Source organism: Rhodococcus sp. WAY2, from assembly GCF_009859915.1.
Classification (GTDB): domain Bacteria; phylum Actinomycetota; class Actinomycetes; order Mycobacteriales; family Mycobacteriaceae; genus Rhodococcus_F; species Rhodococcus_F oxybenzonivorans.
Genome location: NZ_CP046575.1, coordinates 304,438 through 324,549, shown reverse-complemented (window position 1 = coordinate 324,549; position 20,112 = coordinate 304,438). Strand labels below are relative to the sequence as shown.

Annotated in this window: 14 protein-coding genes; 8 read left to right on the top strand and 6 right to left on the bottom strand. The window is 62.2% G+C overall.

The features are described from left to right. Positions 1–14 precede the first annotated feature (14 nt). From GFS60_RS38310 to GFS60_RS38300, 3 genes are read left to right on the top strand one after another with little or no spacing between them, the layout of a single operon-like run. Positions 15–2,525, top strand: coding sequence for an ATP-binding protein (locus GFS60_RS38310; RefSeq protein WP_159929920.1), 2,511 nt, complete (start codon positions 15–17; stop codon positions 2,523–2,525). Beyond that, on the top strand, positions 2,522–4,798 hold the full coding sequence (locus GFS60_RS38305) for a hypothetical protein (protein ID WP_159929918.1): 2,277 nt from the start codon (positions 2,522–2,524) through the stop codon (positions 4,796–4,798). The genes GFS60_RS38310 and GFS60_RS38305 overlap by 4 nt, the downstream gene beginning before the upstream one ends. After that, on the top strand, positions 4,798–6,450 hold the full coding sequence (locus GFS60_RS38300) for a M23 family metallopeptidase (RefSeq protein ID WP_159929916.1): 1,653 nt from the start codon (positions 4,798–4,800) through the stop codon (positions 6,448–6,450). Before GFS60_RS38305 ends, GFS60_RS38300 begins: the two co-directional genes overlap by 1 nt. Positions 6,451–8,322: 1,872 nt before the next feature. Here the strand turns inward: GFS60_RS38300 and GFS60_RS38295 are convergent. After that, on the bottom strand, positions 8,323–9,030 hold the full coding sequence (locus GFS60_RS38295; RefSeq protein ID WP_159929914.1) for a hypothetical protein: 708 nt from the start codon (positions 9,028–9,030) through the stop codon (positions 8,323–8,325). A 954-nt stretch (positions 9,031–9,984) separates the two neighbouring features. Here GFS60_RS38295 and GFS60_RS38290 point away from each other — a divergent pair. Beyond that, positions 9,985–12,336, top strand: coding sequence for an FtsK/SpoIIIE domain-containing protein (locus GFS60_RS38290; protein WP_159929912.1), 2,352 nt, complete (start codon positions 9,985–9,987; stop codon positions 12,334–12,336). A gap of 133 nt (positions 12,337–12,469) precedes the next feature. Here the strand turns inward: GFS60_RS38290 and GFS60_RS38285 are convergent, their stop codons facing one another. The 3 genes from GFS60_RS38285 to GFS60_RS38275 form a co-directional block, all read right to left on the bottom strand. Beyond that, on the bottom strand, positions 12,470–13,225 hold the full coding sequence (locus tag GFS60_RS38285) for a hypothetical protein (protein ID WP_236603777.1): 756 nt from the start codon (positions 13,223–13,225) through the stop codon (positions 12,470–12,472). A 389-nt stretch (positions 13,226–13,614) separates the two neighbouring features. Further along, positions 13,615–14,244, bottom strand: a complete 630-nt coding sequence (locus tag GFS60_RS38280) for a hypothetical protein (RefSeq protein ID WP_159929910.1) — start codon at positions 14,242–14,244, stop codon at positions 13,615–13,617. Positions 14,245–14,326: 82 nt separating this feature from the next. After that, positions 14,327–14,593, bottom strand: coding sequence for a hypothetical protein (locus GFS60_RS38275; RefSeq protein ID WP_159929908.1), 267 nt, complete (start codon positions 14,591–14,593; stop codon positions 14,327–14,329). Between the two features lie 312 nt (positions 14,594–14,905). On the opposite strand from GFS60_RS38275, the gene GFS60_RS38270 reads away from it, so the two are divergent. Beyond that, entirely contained in the window at positions 14,906–15,820 is a 915-nt protein-coding gene (locus GFS60_RS38270) for a hypothetical protein (protein ID WP_159929906.1), read from the top strand. 86 nt (positions 15,821–15,906) lie between these two features. Here the strand turns inward: GFS60_RS38270 and GFS60_RS38265 are convergent, their stop codons facing one another. Further along, positions 15,907–16,554, bottom strand: coding sequence for a hypothetical protein (locus GFS60_RS38265; protein WP_159929904.1), 648 nt, complete (start codon positions 16,552–16,554; stop codon positions 15,907–15,909). 157 nt (positions 16,555–16,711) lie between these two features. Between GFS60_RS38265 and GFS60_RS39855 the strand changes: the two genes are divergently transcribed. Beyond that, the gene (locus GFS60_RS39855; RefSeq protein WP_236603776.1) at positions 16,712–17,332 is read left to right on the top strand and encodes a hypothetical protein; all 621 of its coding nucleotides are present in this window, start codon (positions 16,712–16,714) and stop codon (positions 17,330–17,332) included. Between the two features lie 258 nt (positions 17,333–17,590). Beyond that, entirely contained in the window at positions 17,591–17,950 is a 360-nt protein-coding gene (locus tag GFS60_RS38255) for a hypothetical protein (RefSeq protein WP_005560273.1), read from the top strand. 23 nt (positions 17,951–17,973) lie between these two features. Here the strand turns inward: GFS60_RS38255 and GFS60_RS38250 are convergent, their stop codons facing one another. Next, positions 17,974–18,414, bottom strand: coding sequence for a helix-turn-helix domain-containing protein (locus GFS60_RS38250; protein WP_230990461.1), 441 nt, complete (start codon positions 18,412–18,414; stop codon positions 17,974–17,976). Positions 18,415–18,892: 478 nt separating this feature from the next. Here GFS60_RS38250 and GFS60_RS38245 point away from each other — a divergent pair, with 478 nt between their 5' ends. Next, entirely contained in the window at positions 18,893–20,101 is a 1,209-nt protein-coding gene (locus GFS60_RS38245; protein ID WP_236603775.1) for a hypothetical protein, read from the top strand. The last annotated feature ends 11 nt before the right edge of the window (positions 20,102–20,112 follow it).

Genomic DNA, 20,112 nt, shown 5'->3' with positions numbered 1-20,112 from the left:
AAAGCACCGCCACTATGGAACAGCCGACACTGTCAATGGCCGCGAACATCCGGTGGACGAAGTCCGGCGTTGTCTGGGCGGACTACGTGCTCACAGGTATCGACTACGGTTACCGCCCCGACGTGGACAAGCGCACTGCTCGTACCCTGCACACGATGCTCGTCCGCGCCCTTCCGGGCGAGTCACTGTTGATGGGCATCGCAGCATCGTTGAGCGCCGAAGCCGTCGTTTCCCGAATGACCGAAGGCGTCGATCTCGATGCACACCCGGACTGGGCAACCGAATGCGAAGCGACTCTCGACTCGATCGAGCTATACCGCCCGGGGCAGCGGATCTACTGGCTGAGCATTCCGCTGACCACACCCAAGGTCGTCGATCAGGTCAAGGCCGCGGCTCATTCGGCCTGGACCACACTCTCCGACTACATCGGGCTGCCGCGGACCGCAATTGGCGATGACGAGATCCGGGCCCGGGTCCGGCAGGCCAACCGGATCATGGCCGACATCCCCGGTGTCTTCGATGCGCAACCGGCCACTCCCGCTCAGATGATGTGGCTGTGGCAGCACGCGATGACGCGCGGACTGCATATCGACCCTGACCTGCCCGACGCAGCCGTGACGCCAGGAGCAAAGTCAGGTGCCGCACTGTCCGCATGCCGGATCGACGAGGGCGCCCAATCGGATCGAGAGAAGGCGCCGGGTTGGCGAGGCAAGGTCCCGACGTTCAGTCGGGTCCTGAAAGTGGACCAGCCATACGAATTCGTCGACCACCCTGCCTCCTACCAAGTGCTCCTCGCGCTCGCTGACACCCCCGCCGGTGGCGTCTATTTCCCCGGCTCGGAGTTCTTCACCCTCGCTGACGACTTCGGCGATATCGATGTCGATTTTGCCGTACGGCTCAAGGTCACCGCCGGTGCCGATGTCATGCGAGCGAACAAGCGCGCGCTCGAGAACCTGAAGGAGCAGTACGAACAGCGGGAAGGAGAGTTGGCCGGCGGCCAAGGTGTTCTCGACCTCGCTGCCGCCGCGTTGACCGAATACACCTCGTTGCTCGAGACGAACCGCGATGAGGTCGAGGTTGCCTGGACGGCGTTGTTCGCGGTAGGAGCTGATTCCGAGGAGCGTGCACTCGCTGATGCGAAGGCATTGGTGAAAGCGTTCGAACAGCAGGACTACAAGGTGGTCGCGCCGGTCGGCTACCAGGAAGACCTGTGGTGGGCGATGTTGCCTGGCGTTCCCACCTCGAAGATCGTCCGCGAGTTCGCGCAGATCACCACGTCGACGCATTTCGCGGCGTACATGCCGTTCATTCGCAACGATCTCGGCGATGGCAGTGGTCCGCTGTTGGCACTGAACATCACCACTTCTCGGATCGGTGTGGTGCACCACGACGTCGCCGGAAAGTCGCTGCGCGACCAGTCCGGGTCCTTTGCGGTCACCGGTGAGCTCGGATCGGGCAAGTCGGTCACCATGAAGGTGATCGCCGGCCAGGTCGTCGACTGCGGCGGTCAGGTCATCGGTATCGACCAAAGCGATCTCGGCGAGTACGCCAACTGGGCCCGCGCCGTCACCGAAGCAGTCGTGGTCGACCTCGTCGAACCCGAATACAGCATGGATCCACTGAGGATCTTCGAGGCCGGACTCGCAGCAGAAATGGCCCAGTCCGTGTTGTTGACACTGCTCCGGATCCAGCCATCCTCAGACCTGGGCATCGCATTGGCGAAGGTGCTCGAGCCCGAATACCGCGCCGAGCACCCTTACCAGGGTTTGGGCGAGCTGACCGAACACCTCCTGTCCGGTGCTTGCCCGATCGCCCACGCCCAAGATCTCGGCGAAGCGATGAACGTCTACGCCCGCCGCACCTACGCGGCGGCACTGTTCGGCAAAGATCTACCCCCGCTGCCCATTACTGCTCCCGGCATCATTTTCCGCACCCACAAGGTCGACTTGCCGACCCAGCTGCAGACCGAGAAGCAGCACCTCTATGAGAACCTGCCGCTGGAGAAGCGGTTCGGTCACGCGGTGTACACCCTGATCGCGAAGGTCGCCCGCGGACAGTGCTTCGCCGACCCCGACCAGATGGCGTTGTTCCTCGTCGACGAGGCACACCACCTCCTGGGCGCCGACGACGGAGTCGACATCGTCGAGGACTTCGTGCTGCAGGGCCGCAAGTCCTCTGCCGCGGTGGGACTCGGCGACCAGGACTGCGCGTTCGGCACCCCGAAGCTGCGCGGACTGATCAAGACCCGAATCGCGCACCGTCATACAGACGAAACCCTCGCCAAGCGCGCCATTGAATGGCTCGGCCTCGACCCGGACGACTACGGACTGGTCAAGCAATACATGGAGCAGACAGCTCCGGTAACCGGAAAAGACAAATACGTCGAACCTCACCGCCGCGGTGAAGGTTACATGCGCGATGGCAGCGGAAACGTCGGTCGTATCAAGACGCTGCTGCCGGCAACCGAGTCTCGCCGAATTGCAGTGTCGACCACTCCGAAGGACACCAAGCTGGTGAAAGCATGACCGCGGCCGCGGCGTCCTCCCGTGAACGGGAGGTGGTCGGCGCCCCCGAACCCCGGGAGTATTTCAGTGTCCGCGCCGCGGCCAAACGCTCACTGCTGTGGCTTGTCACCGCATGGATTCCGCAATCCTGGCTGACCGCACTGATCCACCTGACCCGTCCCGTAACCCGCTGGCTGTGGGCACGCTGGTGGAGCCGGCTACTCATCCGCCTCATCGCCGGCTGGCACGCGGCCGGCGCCATCTTGATGATCGTGGCCACCCCGGCTCTCGCCGATCCCGCCGGCGGCGGCGGTGCGAGCCCGTTCTTCGCCTGGATGAATCTGAAAGATTCGCACGGCATCGACGCGTGGGGCTACTTCCTGTCCATCGACAAAGGCAACGCCTCGGTGGGCGGCGGCTGGCGCATGATCTGGGCGTACATCATCACCCTCGAATACGAGGTCTTCCGCTTCCTGATGGCAACGGCCATCTGGTTCATCACCTGGGTGCTCTCGTTCGAATGGCTCGAGCTGATCCTCACGCCCGTGCGCACCATCGCCGACTCGGTCACCTCCATCACCGACCAGTTCGCGCTGACCCCGCTGATGCTCACAGTCGCCGGACTCAGCGTCGCCACCTGGATCATCCGCGGCCGATTCTCCACCGGAATCTACGAGCTCCTCATGTCCTGCGTCATCGCGGCCGCGGCCGTGGGCGTTCTCTCGAACCCGGTCGATCGCGTCCTCGGGGACGACGGGCTGGTGCTGTCGGCGCGAGATGCCGGCCTGGAAGTCGCCTCAGGGCTGGCGAACGGCGGTGATACCAGCGGAAACCCGCAGACAGAGATCGAAACGATCGAATCGAAACTCATCGACACGTTCATCCGCCAACCAACGCAACTGATCAACTTCGGAGTCGTTCTCGATGCCCCGGAAAACAACGGGAAATGCGTCAAAGAGTTCGACGCCGCGTACCTCTCGAAGCCAAAGGAGCCTGGACTCGCGGACAAAGCGCAGGACGTCGTCTCCGAGATCGCCCCTGGGGCAGGCGTAGCCCTTGACCTGATCAATCCCGACGCGAAACCGGAAGACCGCGTCAAAGATGCCATCGCCAAATGTGAGGGGGAGGACGGGCCGATGAAGGCCTATGCCGACAACCCCGGTCCCGGACAAGCAATGGGCCTGTTTTTCCTGATCTTCGCCGGCGCACTCCTCATGGCCTTCGCGATCTACCTCGCTGGCCGATTGATCATCGCCGCAGGTGTCTCGATCGGCAATGCCATCAAATCGATACCAGGAGTCGTCCTCGCCATCGCACCCTCGATGCGCGGGCAGTTCTGGCGGACCATTGCCAACGTCGCAATGGCGTTGCTGCAGATGATCTTCGCCATCGTCTTCCTCGTGGGATACGTCATGGTCGTCGAGGATCTCTTCGCTGCAGACGAATCGAACCTGATCCGCACGGTGTTCTTCGTCGACATCTTCCTGGTCACCGCGCTTCTCCTCTTCCGCCGAGCGGTCAAGGGAATGAAGCGAATGTCGGACAACCTGGCAACAACTCTGGCTAAACGGCCCAACGCCGCACCGACCGCCATTAGTCGCTCAACGCCCACCACAGCGCGCGACATCGCTGCGATGGCCGCCAACGGACGCCACATGTACCAGGGCGGAAAGGCCGTGGTGAAGGGGGCAGGAGCACTAGCGAAGAAGTCCGGCACTGCCGCGGCAACGACCGGAAAAGTCGCCGCCGGAGCCACGTCGACCGCAGCAACCGGCGGGGCAGCTGCAGTGCTGGTTGCCGGACGGGTCCTCTCCTCGACGGCGAAGCGAGCGAAGAACAAGGTCGACTCGATCGCCGATCCCGACAGCTACCCGAAGTCCACTTCAGGCACGGTCGTTGCCCAGACCGGTCGTGGAACCGCCGGTACGAACGCTGCTGCCGACGCTGTCCGGAGTCGACTGTCGAAAACGGCGGTGTCGGACAAGGCCGGCATCAAGCACCCCATCGGGGTCGCCCCGTCATTGCCGGTCCCCAATCCTGGCCAGGTCCGCGCCTCGGCCACGACGACCAGTAGCCCTGACGGTCGCCGATTCCGCGAATTCACCACCACATCTGGGGCGCCGGTGATGTTGCCGACTACACCGAGCCGCATCCCGCGACCAGCCAGACCCGCCTCTCCTGAAACAGGGATCCCCAACGGTTCAGGGTCGAAGACTGCTCAGCTGCTCGCTGCCGCAGCGCAGTCCGGATCCGCGCCGGTCAAGCCGAGCGCACTGGCCCACCGAGCTCGCTGATGACGCTCCTCGACACACCACCGTCGACCCCGGACACACAGGAAGGCAGCTCGAAAATGTGGTGGTGGCTGCTCGCCGGAATACCCGCCTTCGCCATGGTCATCATGATGGCTCCGATACTGGTCATCCTCGCGACGACCGGTAGTGACACGAACTGCGGTCGACCTGTGCCAGACGCCGGGGGCGGCAGCCTCATGGGAATCAAGCCCGGATCCCTCGCGGTCCCGATGGCCGAAGGCACCTACACAATCAGCTCACCCTTCGGTATGCGCGAGGGAGGCATGCACGAGGGCCAGGACTACGCAGCACCACTGGACACCCCGTTCTACGCCGCCGGTGACGGCGAAGTCATCGCCGCAGAGCCCGCCGCCGGCTACGGACACTGGATTCGGATCCGGCACACCATCGAGGGCCAGATCGTCGAATCCCTATACGGGCACATGCAGGCGTCCGGGGTCCTCGTCCACACCGGAGACAAGGTCAAAGCGGGCCAACTGATCGGCAAGGTGGGCAGCGAAGGACAGTCAAGTGGACCGCATCTTCACTTCGGCATCTACCCCGGAGGCTGGTCACTGGGCGGCGGAGTAGATCCCATTCCGTGGCTCAAACAACAAGGAACCATCTCGCCCAATGGAGGACCGGCAGAGCTGGTCGCACATACCGATTCCACCGGTGGAGACCTACCACCGCTGCCCGCCGACGAAGGCAGCGAAGCGCACATGCAGGTCGACTCCATCCGCGTCATGCGCACAATCGCGGTGGCCTTCCCCGAGATCACCACCATCGGCGGATGGCGCCCCACGGACGACGTCGCCCAGGACCACCCCGACGGCCGCGCGGTCGACATCATGATTCCCGACTCCGCGAGCGCCCAAGGGAAGGCGCTCGGCGACAAGATCGCCCTGTACCTCCAACAGAACAAAGTGGCACTCAACGTCGAGTACCTGATCTGGCACCAGCGCTACTGGGATGGCACCGGTGACTGGTCGCTGATGGAGGACCGGCACGGCTACACCGCAAACCACTTCGACCACGTACACGTGACACTTGAGGGCGGCGGGATGCCGACCGCCGAGACCCGCTACGGCAGCGCTCCGGGCGGTACGACCACCACGGAGCCGTGCCCGCCAGAGGTCGGTGATCAGACCAAGTTCGCCCCTGGCAGCATCCCGCCGCAATACACCAACGCAGTCTCGGCTGCTGGGTCTCTGTGCCCAGAGGTGAGTCCGGTTCTGGTGGCCGGCATCGTTCAACAAGAGTCCGGGTTCAACGAAAAGGCCGTCAGTAAGGGCGATGGCGTAAACGAGGGCGGCGCCGAAGGAATGAGTCAGTTCATGCCGGAGACCTGGAAGGCTTTCGGTACGGATTCCGGTCTAGATCGAAACGGAAAAGCGGAACCACCGAACGCTGCCGACCCGTTCAATCCGTACGACGCGATCGCCTCGGAAGGGCGCTATCTCTGCCACATCGCCGACTACCTTCGACCGCATCACGACAGTGGAGCCGTCACAGGCGACTTCACCGATCTGATCATCGCCGCCTACAACGGCGGGGAGGGTGCCGTCGTCACTTACGGCGGGATTCCGCCATTCGGCCAGACCCAGGCATACGTGCCGGCCGTGCGTGAGCACATGAAGAAGTTGGCGGCCTGACACTCGCTCGGACGTTATTGCCCGACGCCCGGCACAAGGCCGGCCACCCACCGCTCGGTAGTAGTGGAAAGTGCGCACTCGGGCAGGGTGAGGCGAATTCATGTGGCGAATTCATGCCCGTCCCGGGTGAAGTCCGACCCCTTGGCAATAAGGGGTAAGTGGTCCCGCCTCGGGATCAGCGCAGACGTTCAGAGACACGAAAAACCCCCTGGCGGGGGTGTTTTCGCGAGGAGGACTTGGCAGGTCCTCCGCTTATGGCCTTGGCCGGGCCGTCACTTTTCTCTGAGGTGAGTGTCGAAAGTTGGCGCTTTCTGAAACTCGTGAAACTCGTACTGCATCCCAGGCCTAGGGTAACTGACTGCTGCCGGGCCAGCAGCGTTACTCGGACTGGAGGAGCACCTGCCGCGAGCGAGCGGCAACGCCAAGCTGTTCGTTCAGAGGAGCACTGTCGGCTGAACCCGTACCGGATGCCGACGGTGGCGGGACGGCGTTGGGACGGGTTCGCGATCGGTGTGCGAGACCAGCGAGATCAGTGGCATCGCGCCAAGTACAGGTACGCAAGCGAGGCTCAAGGAACGATCAACACGCGTGAGATGGGTTGTTGCCTGAGCGGAAATATACCCCTACGCGGGGTCTTCGCTCCGATCCATGCTCTCTTCGTTGCGCTGATCGGAGCGTAACCCACGTGTCAAGGGGGTGGTGGGTGTAAATCGGGTTGTCCTGACTCGGTGAAGGTGGCGACGACTCAGTGAATCTGGCGAGTGTGGCGGTCTATCTGGCGGACGGCTCAGCGAACCTGGCGAATCCGAGGTGGTCACCCGCGATCGGGAATGAATCGAGGCACCGAGTTCCATGCTTGCCACGTTCTTTGAGTCCGAAGTCGCCGCGGCGACTAAATAGACCTGGCGAACAGCAGGTTCGGCCGCTGCGATCTCGCCAGATCCACTGAGTCAGGACACGGGTGTCCTGGCTCGGTGCATCTGATGTCCACTCAGTGAATCTGATGCCGGCGGCGGTCAAACTGATGCCCGGCGCAGTGGATCTGATGCGGAGTTCCCTGACCAGCGCTCCGATGGCGCCTGCTGCGTTACCAGGAGAATCGCGACAACAGGCCGCCGTTCCATGTGCATCAGATTGGTTGAGCCCCGCGCGAAGAAGCCGACGCGGCCAATCTGATGCATCACTGGTCAGAGCTTCGTTGCGGCATCAGTTTCACTGAGTCGGGACATCGGGGATTGCCGTACCGGCATGGCGGTGTCGCAAGGTCGGTTGTCCTGTGACAGTTGATCTTCCTTTTTGTCAGTGAATCTTGCCCGAGCTGCTCGTTCTGCCACTACGGTTTGCTCGTTCTGATTCGGCTGGATGGTGGCGCGTGGCCGATGCTAGGACGTAGGTCCGGTGCGTGCCGGCGAAGCAGCCACCGGTAGAGGTGATCGCTCATGCCGATTACAGAGGCCCGCCGAACCAACCGAAATCGGGTCTCGGCATGCACTTTCGGCACCGCCACACTCGAAATGTGGGTGCCGGCGGTCGAGAGCGCGCATGTAGGACCGGGTCGAGTCGAGTGGGCCGGACAGGATGCGCCGACCGGCCCGGGGCCGCGTGCCGGGCTAGCCGAACGGATCGGCGGCGACACCGTCGAATGCGTCGTCGTCCGACTCGTCTCGAAACACCCGTACGGGGCGCCGCCTGCGGTGAAGCCGACAGGCGAACATCGACCCGCTCGCCCACCACGATCCCATCGAACGCCGATGCCGGTCCGTCTGTGGTGTCCGGCTGGTGCTTGCCGTTCGCGTGCCGGCGTTGGCTGGTGCTCGGCTCACCGCCCATGGAGTCGGGCGTTCCCCTCGACGTCGGGTTTGTTCGTGGCGGTCACATCGGTCCCGCGGCCACCGAGAAGTGGAAGTTCCCCGCACCCACGGACCGCTCGAGGGTCGCAATGACAGCAGCCGAATTGTCGTAGGGCCCGTTGAGGTAGAACGGCTGACCGTCCCTCCCGAACTCGATCTGGCCCGACCCGTCCCACTCACCCAGGAACGCGGCGGCATCACCATCGAACGCGTCCGCGGGCTCGAAACCGAGCCCACGCGCATACGCCGCCGCCCCCAGGATCAGTTCACGGCCGAGTTCGATCGGAATCTCCACCGCAGGACGGTCGAACGCCGCGTAGTACCTGCGGACGGCGGTGGGGATCCTGCCCGCATCCATGGTTTCGGGGTCACGGGTGTTCTTCACCCCCAGGCAGTGCACGTCGGCCAGGTAGCCCCGCAGCGTCGCCCGACCACGCCGTCCCTCTCGTGCCACCAACACCTGCGCGAAGCCTTCGACCTCACCGGCGGGAGCATCCAGTTCCGCCCACTCCGGATGACCCTCGAGGCCCAGCCCGACACTCCAGCCGCAATTGACCCAGCAACCCAGCACCCGCCCCAATCCTCGGGACGCCTGCGCCTCGGCAGCGATTCGGCGCACCAACGGCGCCACCACCGACGGCCGCACGCCCAGAACACGCGCGATCACCTTCGGCGGGACACCCTGCTCCCACCGCCGCCGCACCTGCTCGACCAACTCCACATCGTCCATGGCACCCCATTCTGTTTCACCGATCGGGAAGCGTCCGCGTCTGCACAAACCCCGCACATGTTGGGCCAGGTGAACGGCCGTGATGCCGATCGTCGGCGCCGGGCACGTCGGTCGCGGCGCACCACCACCGAACGGTCACCCGTCTCGCCCCGGGAATCCTCCACCACGGATACCCACGCGAAATCAAGCAAGATCCAATGGCGAAGTCGACCAGACCCCCGGCCCCGCAGCAGCTTCAACGAAGTCCGGTTCGCCACTCAAGATTCCTCACCGCAGGTCAAGGGGTCCAGCGCAAGGACGATTCGCTGACAGAGGACACCGGTGTGGGTTCTCGTTGGAAAGTTCAGATTCTCACGGATCGTTCGGACCTCGTTCGGATCCGAACGATTGCCGAGAAGCCGCAGCGGCCCCGAACTCGGCGTCGCCTACTACCAGCTCACATCCGACAGATGGTGGACAGCGCGCAGCACGCCACGGGCTCAACCGGCCAAGGAATCGAACGGCCAACGCGAAAGAACGTCCGAACGAAGGGCGAGAAGGCTTTCGAATGCCCAGGACAAAGCCGACCAGAACGAACGAACCAACGAGAACCTACAGTCGGGTCAATGGGATGAGGATGGGACGCCTCCCAGAGGACTCCAACATGAGGCGATGAGCGCTGTGGAGCGAGCACGGACCAGAAAACTTGGCCAGCGCGTGTCACACAAGCTCCCTTACCGGGATCTTCCTCCGAGTAGGAGAGATCAATCAGCGGCGAGGTGGTGTGCTCGCTCGCGCAGGAGGGAGCAGCGTGGAAATGCGAACTGATCAGCGAACTGCGAACGCAAGGTGGCCGCGGCACGGATCGGCAGTTGGATACGCGGAGTCAGGTAGTACGAATCGGCGAGAGGAAGGCAATCGCGGTGCCGGCACGCCCGTGCTCTCCTCGGCGACTGGTGAAGACGAGGCCTGGCGATGACAACCACACCTCCGCAGCAAAGTGGTGCGCGGTTCGCACGCTCTCCCCGAATCAGTTCCTTGCCCCCGCGGCCGCACACCTGGCTTCGCGACAGCTTCTGTTTGGGTACCACCGCGGTCGGTGCCAGCGCCGCCGCTCCGCTGTTCGGATACAGCGCCCTCGCGATGCCCGCCGCGGCGGGCTTGTCGATCGCTGCCGTCTACGCCGGAGTAGCCGGCAAACGTAAGCAGCTTCGCGATGTCGACGTCGACGAGGTGATCGAAAGGCTGTGCCCGATCGTGGGACTGCCGGAGGCCACCCGGGCGGTGCTGTCGACGTCGAAATGGAGTCGTGGATGGCCGGGACTTCCGGGGAAACTCACCGTGCACTACGACTCGACACAGGCACTGAATGACGAGACGTGGCTCGCTGATATCTGCGGGGTCTTCGAAGATCAAGGGTGGGGTTTCTTCGAACTCGACAAGCACGACCCCGCCCGCCGGCGCCTGATCTTCAGGCCCGCTGCCGAGCCGGAACGAGAAGTCTCCGACAGCGACCAGGTTGTGCGCGCGAAGCGGATCATCGCCCAGCTGTTGGGCCCGACCGCGACCGTAACCGCGATCGACGTCGCCGCCGAAACGGGCGAAGTGACCTCATTGGAAGTACGTCACGAACTTGGTCCGAAACTGGAATCGGATGGCTACCGGACCCGCGTCGAACGAGGAATGAGTGCGACGTTGCCCGGTCGCTGGCGAGCACGGTGGAACCTTGAAACGGATTGGGTTCGATTCGAGCAACGTACAGCATTCCCGGACAGTGTCTGGTTGCCGGCACCGGACCTCGACCCCGGGGCCGATCTCTTGGCCAGTTACGACTCGGTGGAAATTCCGTACGGAATCGACGAAGACGGCAACGAGGTTGTGTGGCGGCCGGCGATCGACCCGAATCTGATGCTGATCGGCCCACCCGGAAGCGGTAAGACCGTGACCGCACACAATCTGTTGGTCAACTTCTCGCGACGTGGATGGCCGATCTGGGTCCTCGACGGCAAGTACGTCGAATTCCTGGGATTCCAGGACTGGCCCAACGTACAAGTCGTCGCTACGACCATCGAGCAGCAAGTGGCGTTGGTCCATCGCGCCCGCGATCTCATGGAGTTCCGCTACCAGAAGATCGTTACCGGCGAGGCGACAGAAGCGGACTTCGAACCAGTACTGGTCTTTCTCGACGAATGGGCGGAGTTCCGCGGCAACGTCGAAGATTGGTACTCCAGGGTCAAACCGAAAGGTGGCGCCCGACAGCCACCGGTGCTCAACATGCTCGCGTCGATGGCACGCAAGGCCCGAACCTCGCGAGTGCATCTAGTCTTCGGAACTCAGCGTCCCGACGCGCAGTACTTCCTCGGCGACATGCGTGACAACTTCGCCATGCGCATCTCCATGGGCCGCCTCTCACCACAAGGGGCACTCATGATGTGGCAATCACCGACGATCGGTACCAGCGTGCCCCGCAAGTGCCGCGGCCGCGGCACCACCGTCACCGACAACTATCAGTCCATCGAGATCCAGTGCTACCGCGTACCCGACCCACGCAAGACGCGAGCCGGCACCTTCGAGTCCGATCTGCTCGACACCCTCCGACCCCCGATAACACGCCATCCACGATTGCTGATCGTCCCACCGGACGAACTTCCGGACATCGACGCCACCGACGACATGTCAGAACCGGCACCGCTGACATACTTCGACTACATCGAAGCCGAATGGGTACTGGCCAGCGACCGACCCGACCTCGATCCGGTACTCAGAAGAGCGAAGATGACCCACGAAACCGATCGGCGTCTCGCGTCGCCGACGGCGCTCCTCGGGCTACTCGGGGGCCGCGCCGAGCCCACCAACGAAGCAGCGGTAGAGCTCAACGACTACCGCACCCCGACAGCCGCCGGCGCAACCGATGCCGCCTCGTTCTTAGACCAGCTCTCTGCTCCACAACTCGAATCCTCCGCCGCTCGGGCGGAGTCCTCACGCGCTCGACTAGCCCTGGTCAAAGAGTCAGCAGCAACCGAACCAGAGATACCGGCGGGCGGCGGCGCCGAGGTCTTCGACATACCGGAGGATTCACCTGACACCTACGAGGACCAGTACGGTCCGGTCCGCGATGTTCGCGCCGCCGATGTCGCACTCGGGGACCTGTTGCTGATGGAGGACATTGACGAATGGGTCGTCGTAGACACCGATCCCGAGCCGGACATCATCGAAGATTCATTGCTTTCGCTGACCTGGCGCAGCGACACCGATGAGTTCGGCGACCTCGCCTTACCTGATAGTTCCTACGTATCGATTCGCAAACCCATCCATGTATCTGGCTGAGCTGGCAACGGACGACTGTCTGCGCCGGACTCGCCGGGCTGCGAAGCAGCCGGGGCGTAGAACTACGCCCAATTTCGCTCCTTTCGACTTCTGACCAGGTCCCCCCGAGCGCACGCGGCCGGCGTCCGAAGGATCAGGGCTGCTCTTGCGGGCCGAACGGGGGAGCTGCGACGAAGGTCCATCCCGACTCGCGGTCCCAGTGCCAGCCTTGTCCGAACCTCCCGACGAGCCACAGGTCCGTGAACCCCTCGGGCAGCTTGGGTGAACGGGTGGGCATCAGGTCGAACTGGAGCGGCGCCGCGAAGTGACGGTACTCGCCGAACTGCGAGTCCGGCACGGGCTCTGGAGCACCGTCGAGGTGGAGGTACACGCCGTGATAGGGGAGTTCCGGTTCCGACATGACCTTTCTGCGGATACCGACTGGGTCCTTATCGTCACTGGCCAGGAACGCCTCGACGACCTCGAGCGTGCTGTCGGGAGTCGTGGTCCCTTTGGCATGCGACATGAAGTCTATGGCCACTCGCGTTGAGCGCTCGCCTTCGCGGGTCCGAACTATCTGGACAACTCCTGCGATGGCGGTGAGTTCGCGGTCGAGCTCCACCGTGCTGGTATCTCGTCTGCCTCGGACAAGGGTATCTACGCCCTTGTCCTCCAGCTTGCGGAGCAGTGGAGTCAATCGCTCCTGTAAGCCCTGAAAAGTCACGCCGAACTCACACATGACAGCCCAACTGCAAGACAGAGTGGAATCGTCGAACCCCTTGAACCGCCGCCGGTATTGGCCAACAGAGCTGCGGTAGTCCGAGTTGGTAATCGAACCCACCTCCAGGACTCCGATGCACCGCCGACACTCGTCGATCTCGGGTTTGTCGAAGACCCGGTAGTCGACCATTCCGTTCTCGCTACCGTCGTCATGCGGGTCCAGCCACACAGAAGAGTTGTGTTCGACTATGCGGTGGGCGAGCAGCTCGACGTCTGATTCGCCCTTCTGAGCACGACCTTTGCGAGCCACCATCACGTCCTTCCTGTCGTTGACAGCCGGCCACCGGAAAGCCAACGGCAGCGGCGCGAATGGCCCGAGGGGGAAGCCGTTCGATGGCCGAGGCGCCCAGTCAGCCGCTTCGCGTTGATCTTCCCATTCGACGTGAAATGCCCCGTTGCCGCACCGTATTGCGGTGATCTCATGCCAGGCTGCGTGGCGTCCACAGCGGAAACGCATGGTGTGGTTGAGGAAGCATCCGGAACCTGATCCGGAACCGTCGGGCTGTTTGGCGAGAGCGGCTAAAGCTCAGCTTTGATCCCTCCGAGGGTGACGTCGGTGAGCTTCCGGATGAACGCAATGCACTGTTTGGCGTCCTCCAATCGAATCGCTGGACCTTGCCCAGGCCGAACGGCATTTTGCTTGACCGCTTGAAGGACATCGACATCCGGCATCGCTTCGTCACCATGGGCGATGGCGTGACGAATCATCAACCATTTTCGAAGGCGATCCTCAACCTCATGAGGCCGGAGAGTCAGCATCTGCCGATTTTGACCCCTGGTCGTCCATGTCCAGTAGTTCCGCGGATCGAACCCGGCGGAGATAAGAAGGTTGCGCGTATTCTGCGCGTTGGGGGTCGAAAAGTTGCCGATCTCGCCAAATACCTGGCCCCGAATGAGCTTCGCGACGCCATATCCCGGATCTGTGGGTTGAGGCATATGGTGTTCGACGAGGAATCGCGCCATGTCTTGCACAACGGCCTGCCAGCTCGCGATGGCAATCACAACAACTGCTCGGTTAACCGACGTCTCGGCAGTTCTCCGGCCGCGTCCGCCCGATCCCGCCCGGTTATGTACCTCGACGAGGTTGTCGCAATGCGTCATCGCGTTGTCGAACTTGCTCGAAACAGCGAGGGTGAGTGCGATGCTCATTGCCGAAGCCTAGCGACTGCGATCCCACCGAAAGTCTGCGGCCATTTCGGTCCGTATAGGCTCGCAACCGGCTGCATTCGCATCAATCTAGGACGTTCAGTGGCACGAAAATGAGGCGAATGCTGTCGCACGGCCAGGGTTGGCGGCACTTGACGCAGTCCGATCCCACGGACTCGTCGGCGGTGGTGTGAGCGTCGAAGCCCTTCTTCAGAACACGCGCGTGCACTCCGAGCTGCTTCGGGTCGAACGGAGTCTTCGTTGCTTCGTGCGCAAAGTGCGCGATCCGATTGGCAGCGGCGTTTCTGATCGACTGGTAGTCGCCATGAGGGGTGTACTGGTCTGTAGTCACTGTGCGAAGGGTATCGGCGCGGGCGATCACCCAGGGATCCGGTGTCCGGAAACGGCCGGTGGGAAGGGCGTCTGACAGCCTGTTCCGGCGGCGAGCTGACGGTCCCTCCAGGGAGAGAGGTTCCTTTCGAATGGTGGTTATGGGCTGAGCAGGGACTACGCCAGTTGAGACATAGAGGCTGGCTTCCCAGGCCACTTCGATGGTCGTTCTGGTAGGGGGATTCGGCTCGAGATCGAACTCTCTATCAGATGGGGACTCCCGCTACGTCGAGTCGGGTTATTCCTCGACACCTGGACCGGGCAGCATATGCCTATGAACTTCAAGGCGGCGTTCAAGCACACGCCACTGTCCGTCCGATGGATTCTCGGCATCATGTTCGTTGCTGGATGGTGCGGAGTTGCTGCGGGCGTAGTCGGTGATCTGCACGACGTGTGGACCGGTCTGGCCTTCACTCTCAACGTGTTGACTGCACTGATTGGGTTCTGTATCGGCGTTCCTGTCGCATTCTTCATTATCGCAACAGTCGTCGAACAACGTGCCGACCTGATCGAAGCAGAAGCAATTAACACCCTGACGGCCGAGGCTTGGACGGGGTTTCGAGATGCGGCGCTGAGCCTGTGCGATGACGATCTCGAAGAAGTACTGATCGTTAGAACGCCGCCGATGATCGAACTCTATCGAGCTACTTTGACCTCTGCCCGGCAGCACTTGGATGAAGGCGACGACGAGAGTCTAAGCAACTGTCTGCGTGTTGCTGGCGAGGATCTAAAAGAGATGCTCTTCGCTGCCAAGCCTATGATTCCAGATTCGGCTGACTATCGAGTTAAGTGGATTTCTATTACGAACAAATGGAAATTAATCGATGAGCAGGTGCGTATTCGGCGGATGGAGAAGAACCTATCGTGGCTACACGAAGATGTGGACTCAGTCCTTTCCTCCCTATGCGATCACAGGCGAACGCCGCTCGATGATTTCTATGCGACCTTTAGTATCGGTGCCGGCACAGACCATGTTGTAAGGGCTATGGATCAGGTGTCGAAGCTCTTCTTGAAACTTGCGAATTCTGAGACAGATACGATTAGGAACCTGCTCTTTTCGGATACTGCGTCTCCCCTTCGGTATGGCCCTGAAAAACAGCACGAGTTTAACGCTGATCAGTCTGCTAAGTGGGTCAGGACTCTACGGTTAGCCGTGGCTGGCACTGCAAGCACTCAATTCCCCAGTTAGTGCAACTATTGATCTATTACGATATCCTAGCTGTAAGTCTAGAGTGGATATGAAATATAGATCTGAGTTGTTCGTGGAAAGTGGAGCTACTTGTGCGCATTCTGTGTTATCCACGTCTGTACCCGCTTTCGCTCTTCTCGGTACTTTCGGGCGCCACGGTATTTCAGAACTTCAGTCAACGTATATTTGGGACGCCAGTGTTCACGGATGCGAATGGGTTCGTGCTGATCTAGCTGCATCCGCCATGGGCGTGCCATCGAGTCGCGAAACTCGATCCAGTACACAAGCCCAAGGGAGCGCGCTCCGGCGTAGTAAACTGAAATAAATTCCCCTGGCCGGATATGGGAGTCCTGAAAACTCCTGACCTGTACATTTCCGCCCGGAAGCGCTTGCCAAGCTTCCAGCAACCCGGGCAGTTCGTCCATCTCGACAGGCCGACTATCCATTAATCGGTTGATGTAGTCGCGAAAGGGTCTCCGCCCACACAGCACGGTCACATCGAAAATAGATTCGTCTGAATGATTGTGTACTTCCGCCTTTACTGCAAATTTCGTCCAGTAGCATCTCACGAAACGAACATGGCGCGCTTGCGACTTCGCTGCCTGCCATTTATCGATAATGTAGTAAGCAGCGGCTGCGAAAATCGAGAGACTACTGATGATTGCGCTAAACCAAGACGCAACCGTACCCCAAATTGTGACATCGAACGGGAATATCCACAGGTCGCCCCACATTGGACAAGTATCCCTCCCTGGGCGCCGCGGACTCCGAGGTTTCTTATTCTTCGCGGCCATTGCGTTCTTCGCGCCCATTGCGTCGGCCTACCTGCCATCCTGCCGGTGCCTTGCCCCGTAAGGGTGACATGTCACAAAGGCCCCGCGTGGATCAAATGTGAGATACCCGATTCCAACATACGATCACGCTGACGGATCAAACAGATCCCGTTCCCACACCAACGAGGGGGAGCCAATGAAGCTGGACGAGCTGCGGAAGATCATCCGCGAAACAACGACTGAAGATTGGAATCACATCCACTGCTGGGGTGGTGGCGCCGGGCCAAGCTACCGCGACCGGACGGTCACGGCGTTGGTCGGCAAGACCGACGCGATCGAGAACGAGGTCGAGAGCCACGGCAACGTCGCCATCTTGAGAGACGACATCGATATCTCGATTGCTTGGGGACTCGATCTCGACTTCAGGGGATTGCGCGACGCCGGCAGCAGGCCGCCTCGCAGCTTCGACTGGGCGAAGAACTTCCCCAACGAGGACGTCTGGATCTCAATAGGCGACATCTTCTACCGCGGCTCTCTCGTCGATCGAGTGCTTTTCGCGGTCGTTGACGGAGGTCGCGTCCTCCTGCCCTGGGCGCACGAGCAGTTCTCGGGCCCCGACGAGGGCGACGTTGTCACCAGCAGCTGGGAGTACGATTTCGCGCGGCTCGTCGACCACTTCGAGGGGGTCTCCGAGTTCGATGAAGCCTTCGCTGCAGCAGGGTTCAAGATCGTCGATTGACGTGCCTGCGTGAAGAATCGCCCCCGCCGTCAAGGAGAGCGGGGGCGATTCGATTAGGTCTTCAGCGCTACGAAAGTTCGCTGGTCTCCGCTTGCACAGCTCTCGGCGCCGCCCGCGGCTCCGTCGAGATATGCAGCCTGCCTCGGGCGTGAGCTTTACGGCTTTCGCTGGGCTGTGAAAAAGAACGCCGCCATCTGTCACACAAGCCCGCTGCACCGGATCTTCCTCCAGATAGAAGCCAGTTTAGGAGGAGATCCAATGCACCCCAGTCAACCTCAGCGGCCCATCCAACCCGCGCAGAATGCAACAGGCCTGTCCGACGAGGACCAACTGTCTCTGTTGATGGCGGCCCCATTGATTCTGGGCCTACTTGTCGCGGCTCTTCCAGCGATGTCGACCAAGGCAACTGCGTGGCTGCTCGCTCACGATCTCATCGTTGCGGCCTCGGCATCACCGCTGGTGACTATCCCTGGCACGGAAGGTGCAGGCCTCGACCTCCGCCGGCTGATCATCGTCGTGGCAGTTCTGGTGCTCGCTGTGACTCTGGCTCTCAGCGGTGCACGGCGCTCAATCGATCGTCGCCGGCAGCAGCGGTTGCGCCGCGGGGACAGTGCATGAGCACGGGGGTGATTGTTGCCGAGCTATCGAGTAGGAAGCGGTCGATTCCGTGCGCGGATGAATGCGTCGCGGATTGTGCGTTCTTCCAGGTGCAGAGCCTCAGCGAGTGCTGTGGCGTGTCGATCGGACAGGCTTCCTTCGCCCCGTTCGATTCGGCCGATGGTGGTGGTGCTGAGTCCGGTTCGGTTTGCGACGTGCTTCTGCGTCAATCCCGCGAGATTCCGCAGGTCGGCGATGGTCCGACTGTCCTCCGGCACGACGACGAGACGGTCGAGGGGGATTCCCAGCTTTTCGGCGGCTCGGGCGAGGTGGTCGGGCTGAGGGTGCGTTCGCGAGGTTTCCCAGTTGTGGATGGTGGTCGGGTCGACGCCTATTGCGCGGGAAAGGTCGCCGCGCGTGATTCCGGCAGTAGTGCGCGCGTCTTCGAGGGCCTGGGGCTTGAAGCCGTTCAGGGGCGCTCTCACTGCGATTTTCCGTTCATCGCTGGACATCCTATTGAAGATGTAGATACCATCTGTGCATACCGGGTTTAAATTCCAGTGGTAAATGCGATGCGGTGCAGCGCTGATCACTCGCTGAACTCGAACCCGGTGCGCTCGAGTACGAACAGTTCCCACGTACATGCGGCCTGACCAGCCGCTAAACGGAAAAGAGCATCCGATGACGATTACCATTTCAGCTGCCCCACCCTTGTCCCGGACTTCTGCGCATCGACGCGACGCACGCTCGTCCGTATGCGCCACTCAGCTAGCTAGACTGAATGCAGCCGGATTCCCCGCCCGGTCTGCTTTGCCCAGTCGCGACGACGGGTGGTTCCAGACATCGCGACAGTCGGGTTTAGGGGGACGTGACGGGCAGGCTTGGACACCTGCCCGTCACGTCGATACATCTGTCGACACGGTTGATGTGCGCTACCACATCAACGCCCTGATGTGCGCCGGCATGACGACCGCTCTGATCGCTGACCTGGCCTCTGTGCCGGTCGCGACAATCCGGTCGCTGAGGAGCACTTCGACGCGCACGACCACCTCCGCCATCGCGGACGCGATCCTCTCGATCACTTTTCACCCGAGCCGTGGGCGTGATCTGACCCCAGCAGTGGGGGCTCGCCGCCGACTGCGCGCACTCAACGCCATGGGCTACGGCGATCCGAGCCTCGCTCACCGGTTGAACGTCGAGGTTGACGTCGTCACCTCGATGCCGGAAAAAGGTCTCATCCCGAGCGAGCTGTGGGAAGCGGTCGACGAGATCTACGACGAGCTTTCCATGCGCCCCGGACCCGACGCCGACCTCCGTGAACAAGCACGCGCAGAAGGGCTGGTGCCGCCCCTGGGATGGGACGACGACGAGATCGACAATCCTAAGGCGCGTAGTCACGAGCGCGAGCGGGCCACGGGAGCGGTCGCGGCCGACGAGGTCGTCATCGTTCGTCGCTTGAGCGGCGAACAAGTCCCCATGCGCAACTGCGAACGACGAGAAATCATTCGGATGGCCTACGAGCAGCGCTGGTCACCGAGCCTCCTCGCGGACAAGCTCGCCATCAAGTACGACTCGGCCGTGACGGAGCTGAGCCGGTACCGCCGAGCTCTCGTCCAGAGGGACGTCGCCGGTTCCGATTCCACGGCGAAGACGTCGACCCCGACCGACGCGCCTACGGGGGAGCGTGGAAAGGGCGAGACTGCCGCAGTCGCTGCCGCGGCCGATCTGACAGACGCACCCGATTCTGACTCTCCGCGAGAAACAGCAGCTACGTCGGATGCCGCCGAGTCACAGTCGCCCGCCGGCTCCAGGGTGAACGCGCCGGCGCGGGCTTCCGCCAACCGAGTGAGTGCGATCAGGCGCCGCTGGACCGGCGCCTTCACGGCAAGCGCACAGTTCCACGAGGCAACGATCGACTGTGCTCGTTCAGCGCCGGAAGGTGGGGTGCCAGGGAGCTGGCCGCTATCCCAGCGCTCGAAGCTATGGCGGCCGGCCTGCCGGTCGGGTTCAACGAGAGCCGTAGGTGCCGAGCAGAATTGGCCTGACTCAGATGAGCGATGGCGGCTGTCGTCGGGGTGGCACCCTTTCGCGTCAACGATGGCATCGCCTCGCCGAACAGGCATCGGCACCCCGACTAGGCAGGCTTTGTTCCAGTTCGCTGATACCTGTTGACGCCGGCGACC

Bases quoted from the DNA above. Each gene is read 5' to 3' on its own strand.
- GFS60_RS38255 (WP_005560273.1), top strand. From the start codon at position 17,591: ATGCACCCCAGTCAACCTCAGCGGCCCATCCAACCCGCGCAGAATGCA.
- GFS60_RS38300 (WP_159929916.1), top strand. From the start codon at position 4,798: ATGACGCTCCTCGACACACCACCGTCGACCCCGGACACACAGGAAGGC.
- GFS60_RS38290 (WP_159929912.1), top strand. From the start codon at position 9,985: ATGACAACCACACCTCCGCAGCAAAGTGGTGCGCGGTTCGCACGCTCT.
- GFS60_RS38270 (WP_159929906.1), top strand. From the start codon at position 14,906: ATGAACTTCAAGGCGGCGTTCAAGCACACGCCACTGTCCGTCCGATGG.
- GFS60_RS38310 (WP_159929920.1), top strand. From the start codon at position 15: ATGGAACAGCCGACACTGTCAATGGCCGCGAACATCCGGTGGACGAAG.
- GFS60_RS38305 (WP_159929918.1), top strand. From the start codon at position 2,522: ATGACCGCGGCCGCGGCGTCCTCCCGTGAACGGGAGGTGGTCGGCGCC.
- GFS60_RS38280 (WP_159929910.1), bottom strand. From the start codon at position 14,244: ATGAGCATCGCACTCACCCTCGCTGTTTCGAGCAAGTTCGACAACGCG.
- GFS60_RS38245 (WP_236603775.1), top strand. From the start codon at position 18,893: ATGACGACCGCTCTGATCGCTGACCTGGCCTCTGTGCCGGTCGCGACA.
- GFS60_RS38285 (WP_236603777.1), bottom strand. From the start codon at position 13,225: ATGGTCGACTACCGGGTCTTCGACAAACCCGAGATCGACGAGTGTCGG.
- GFS60_RS38295 (WP_159929914.1), bottom strand. From the start codon at position 9,030: ATGGACGATGTGGAGTTGGTCGAGCAGGTGCGGCGGCGGTGGGAGCAG.
- GFS60_RS38265 (WP_159929904.1), bottom strand. From the start codon at position 16,554: ATGTGGGGCGACCTGTGGATATTCCCGTTCGATGTCACAATTTGGGGT.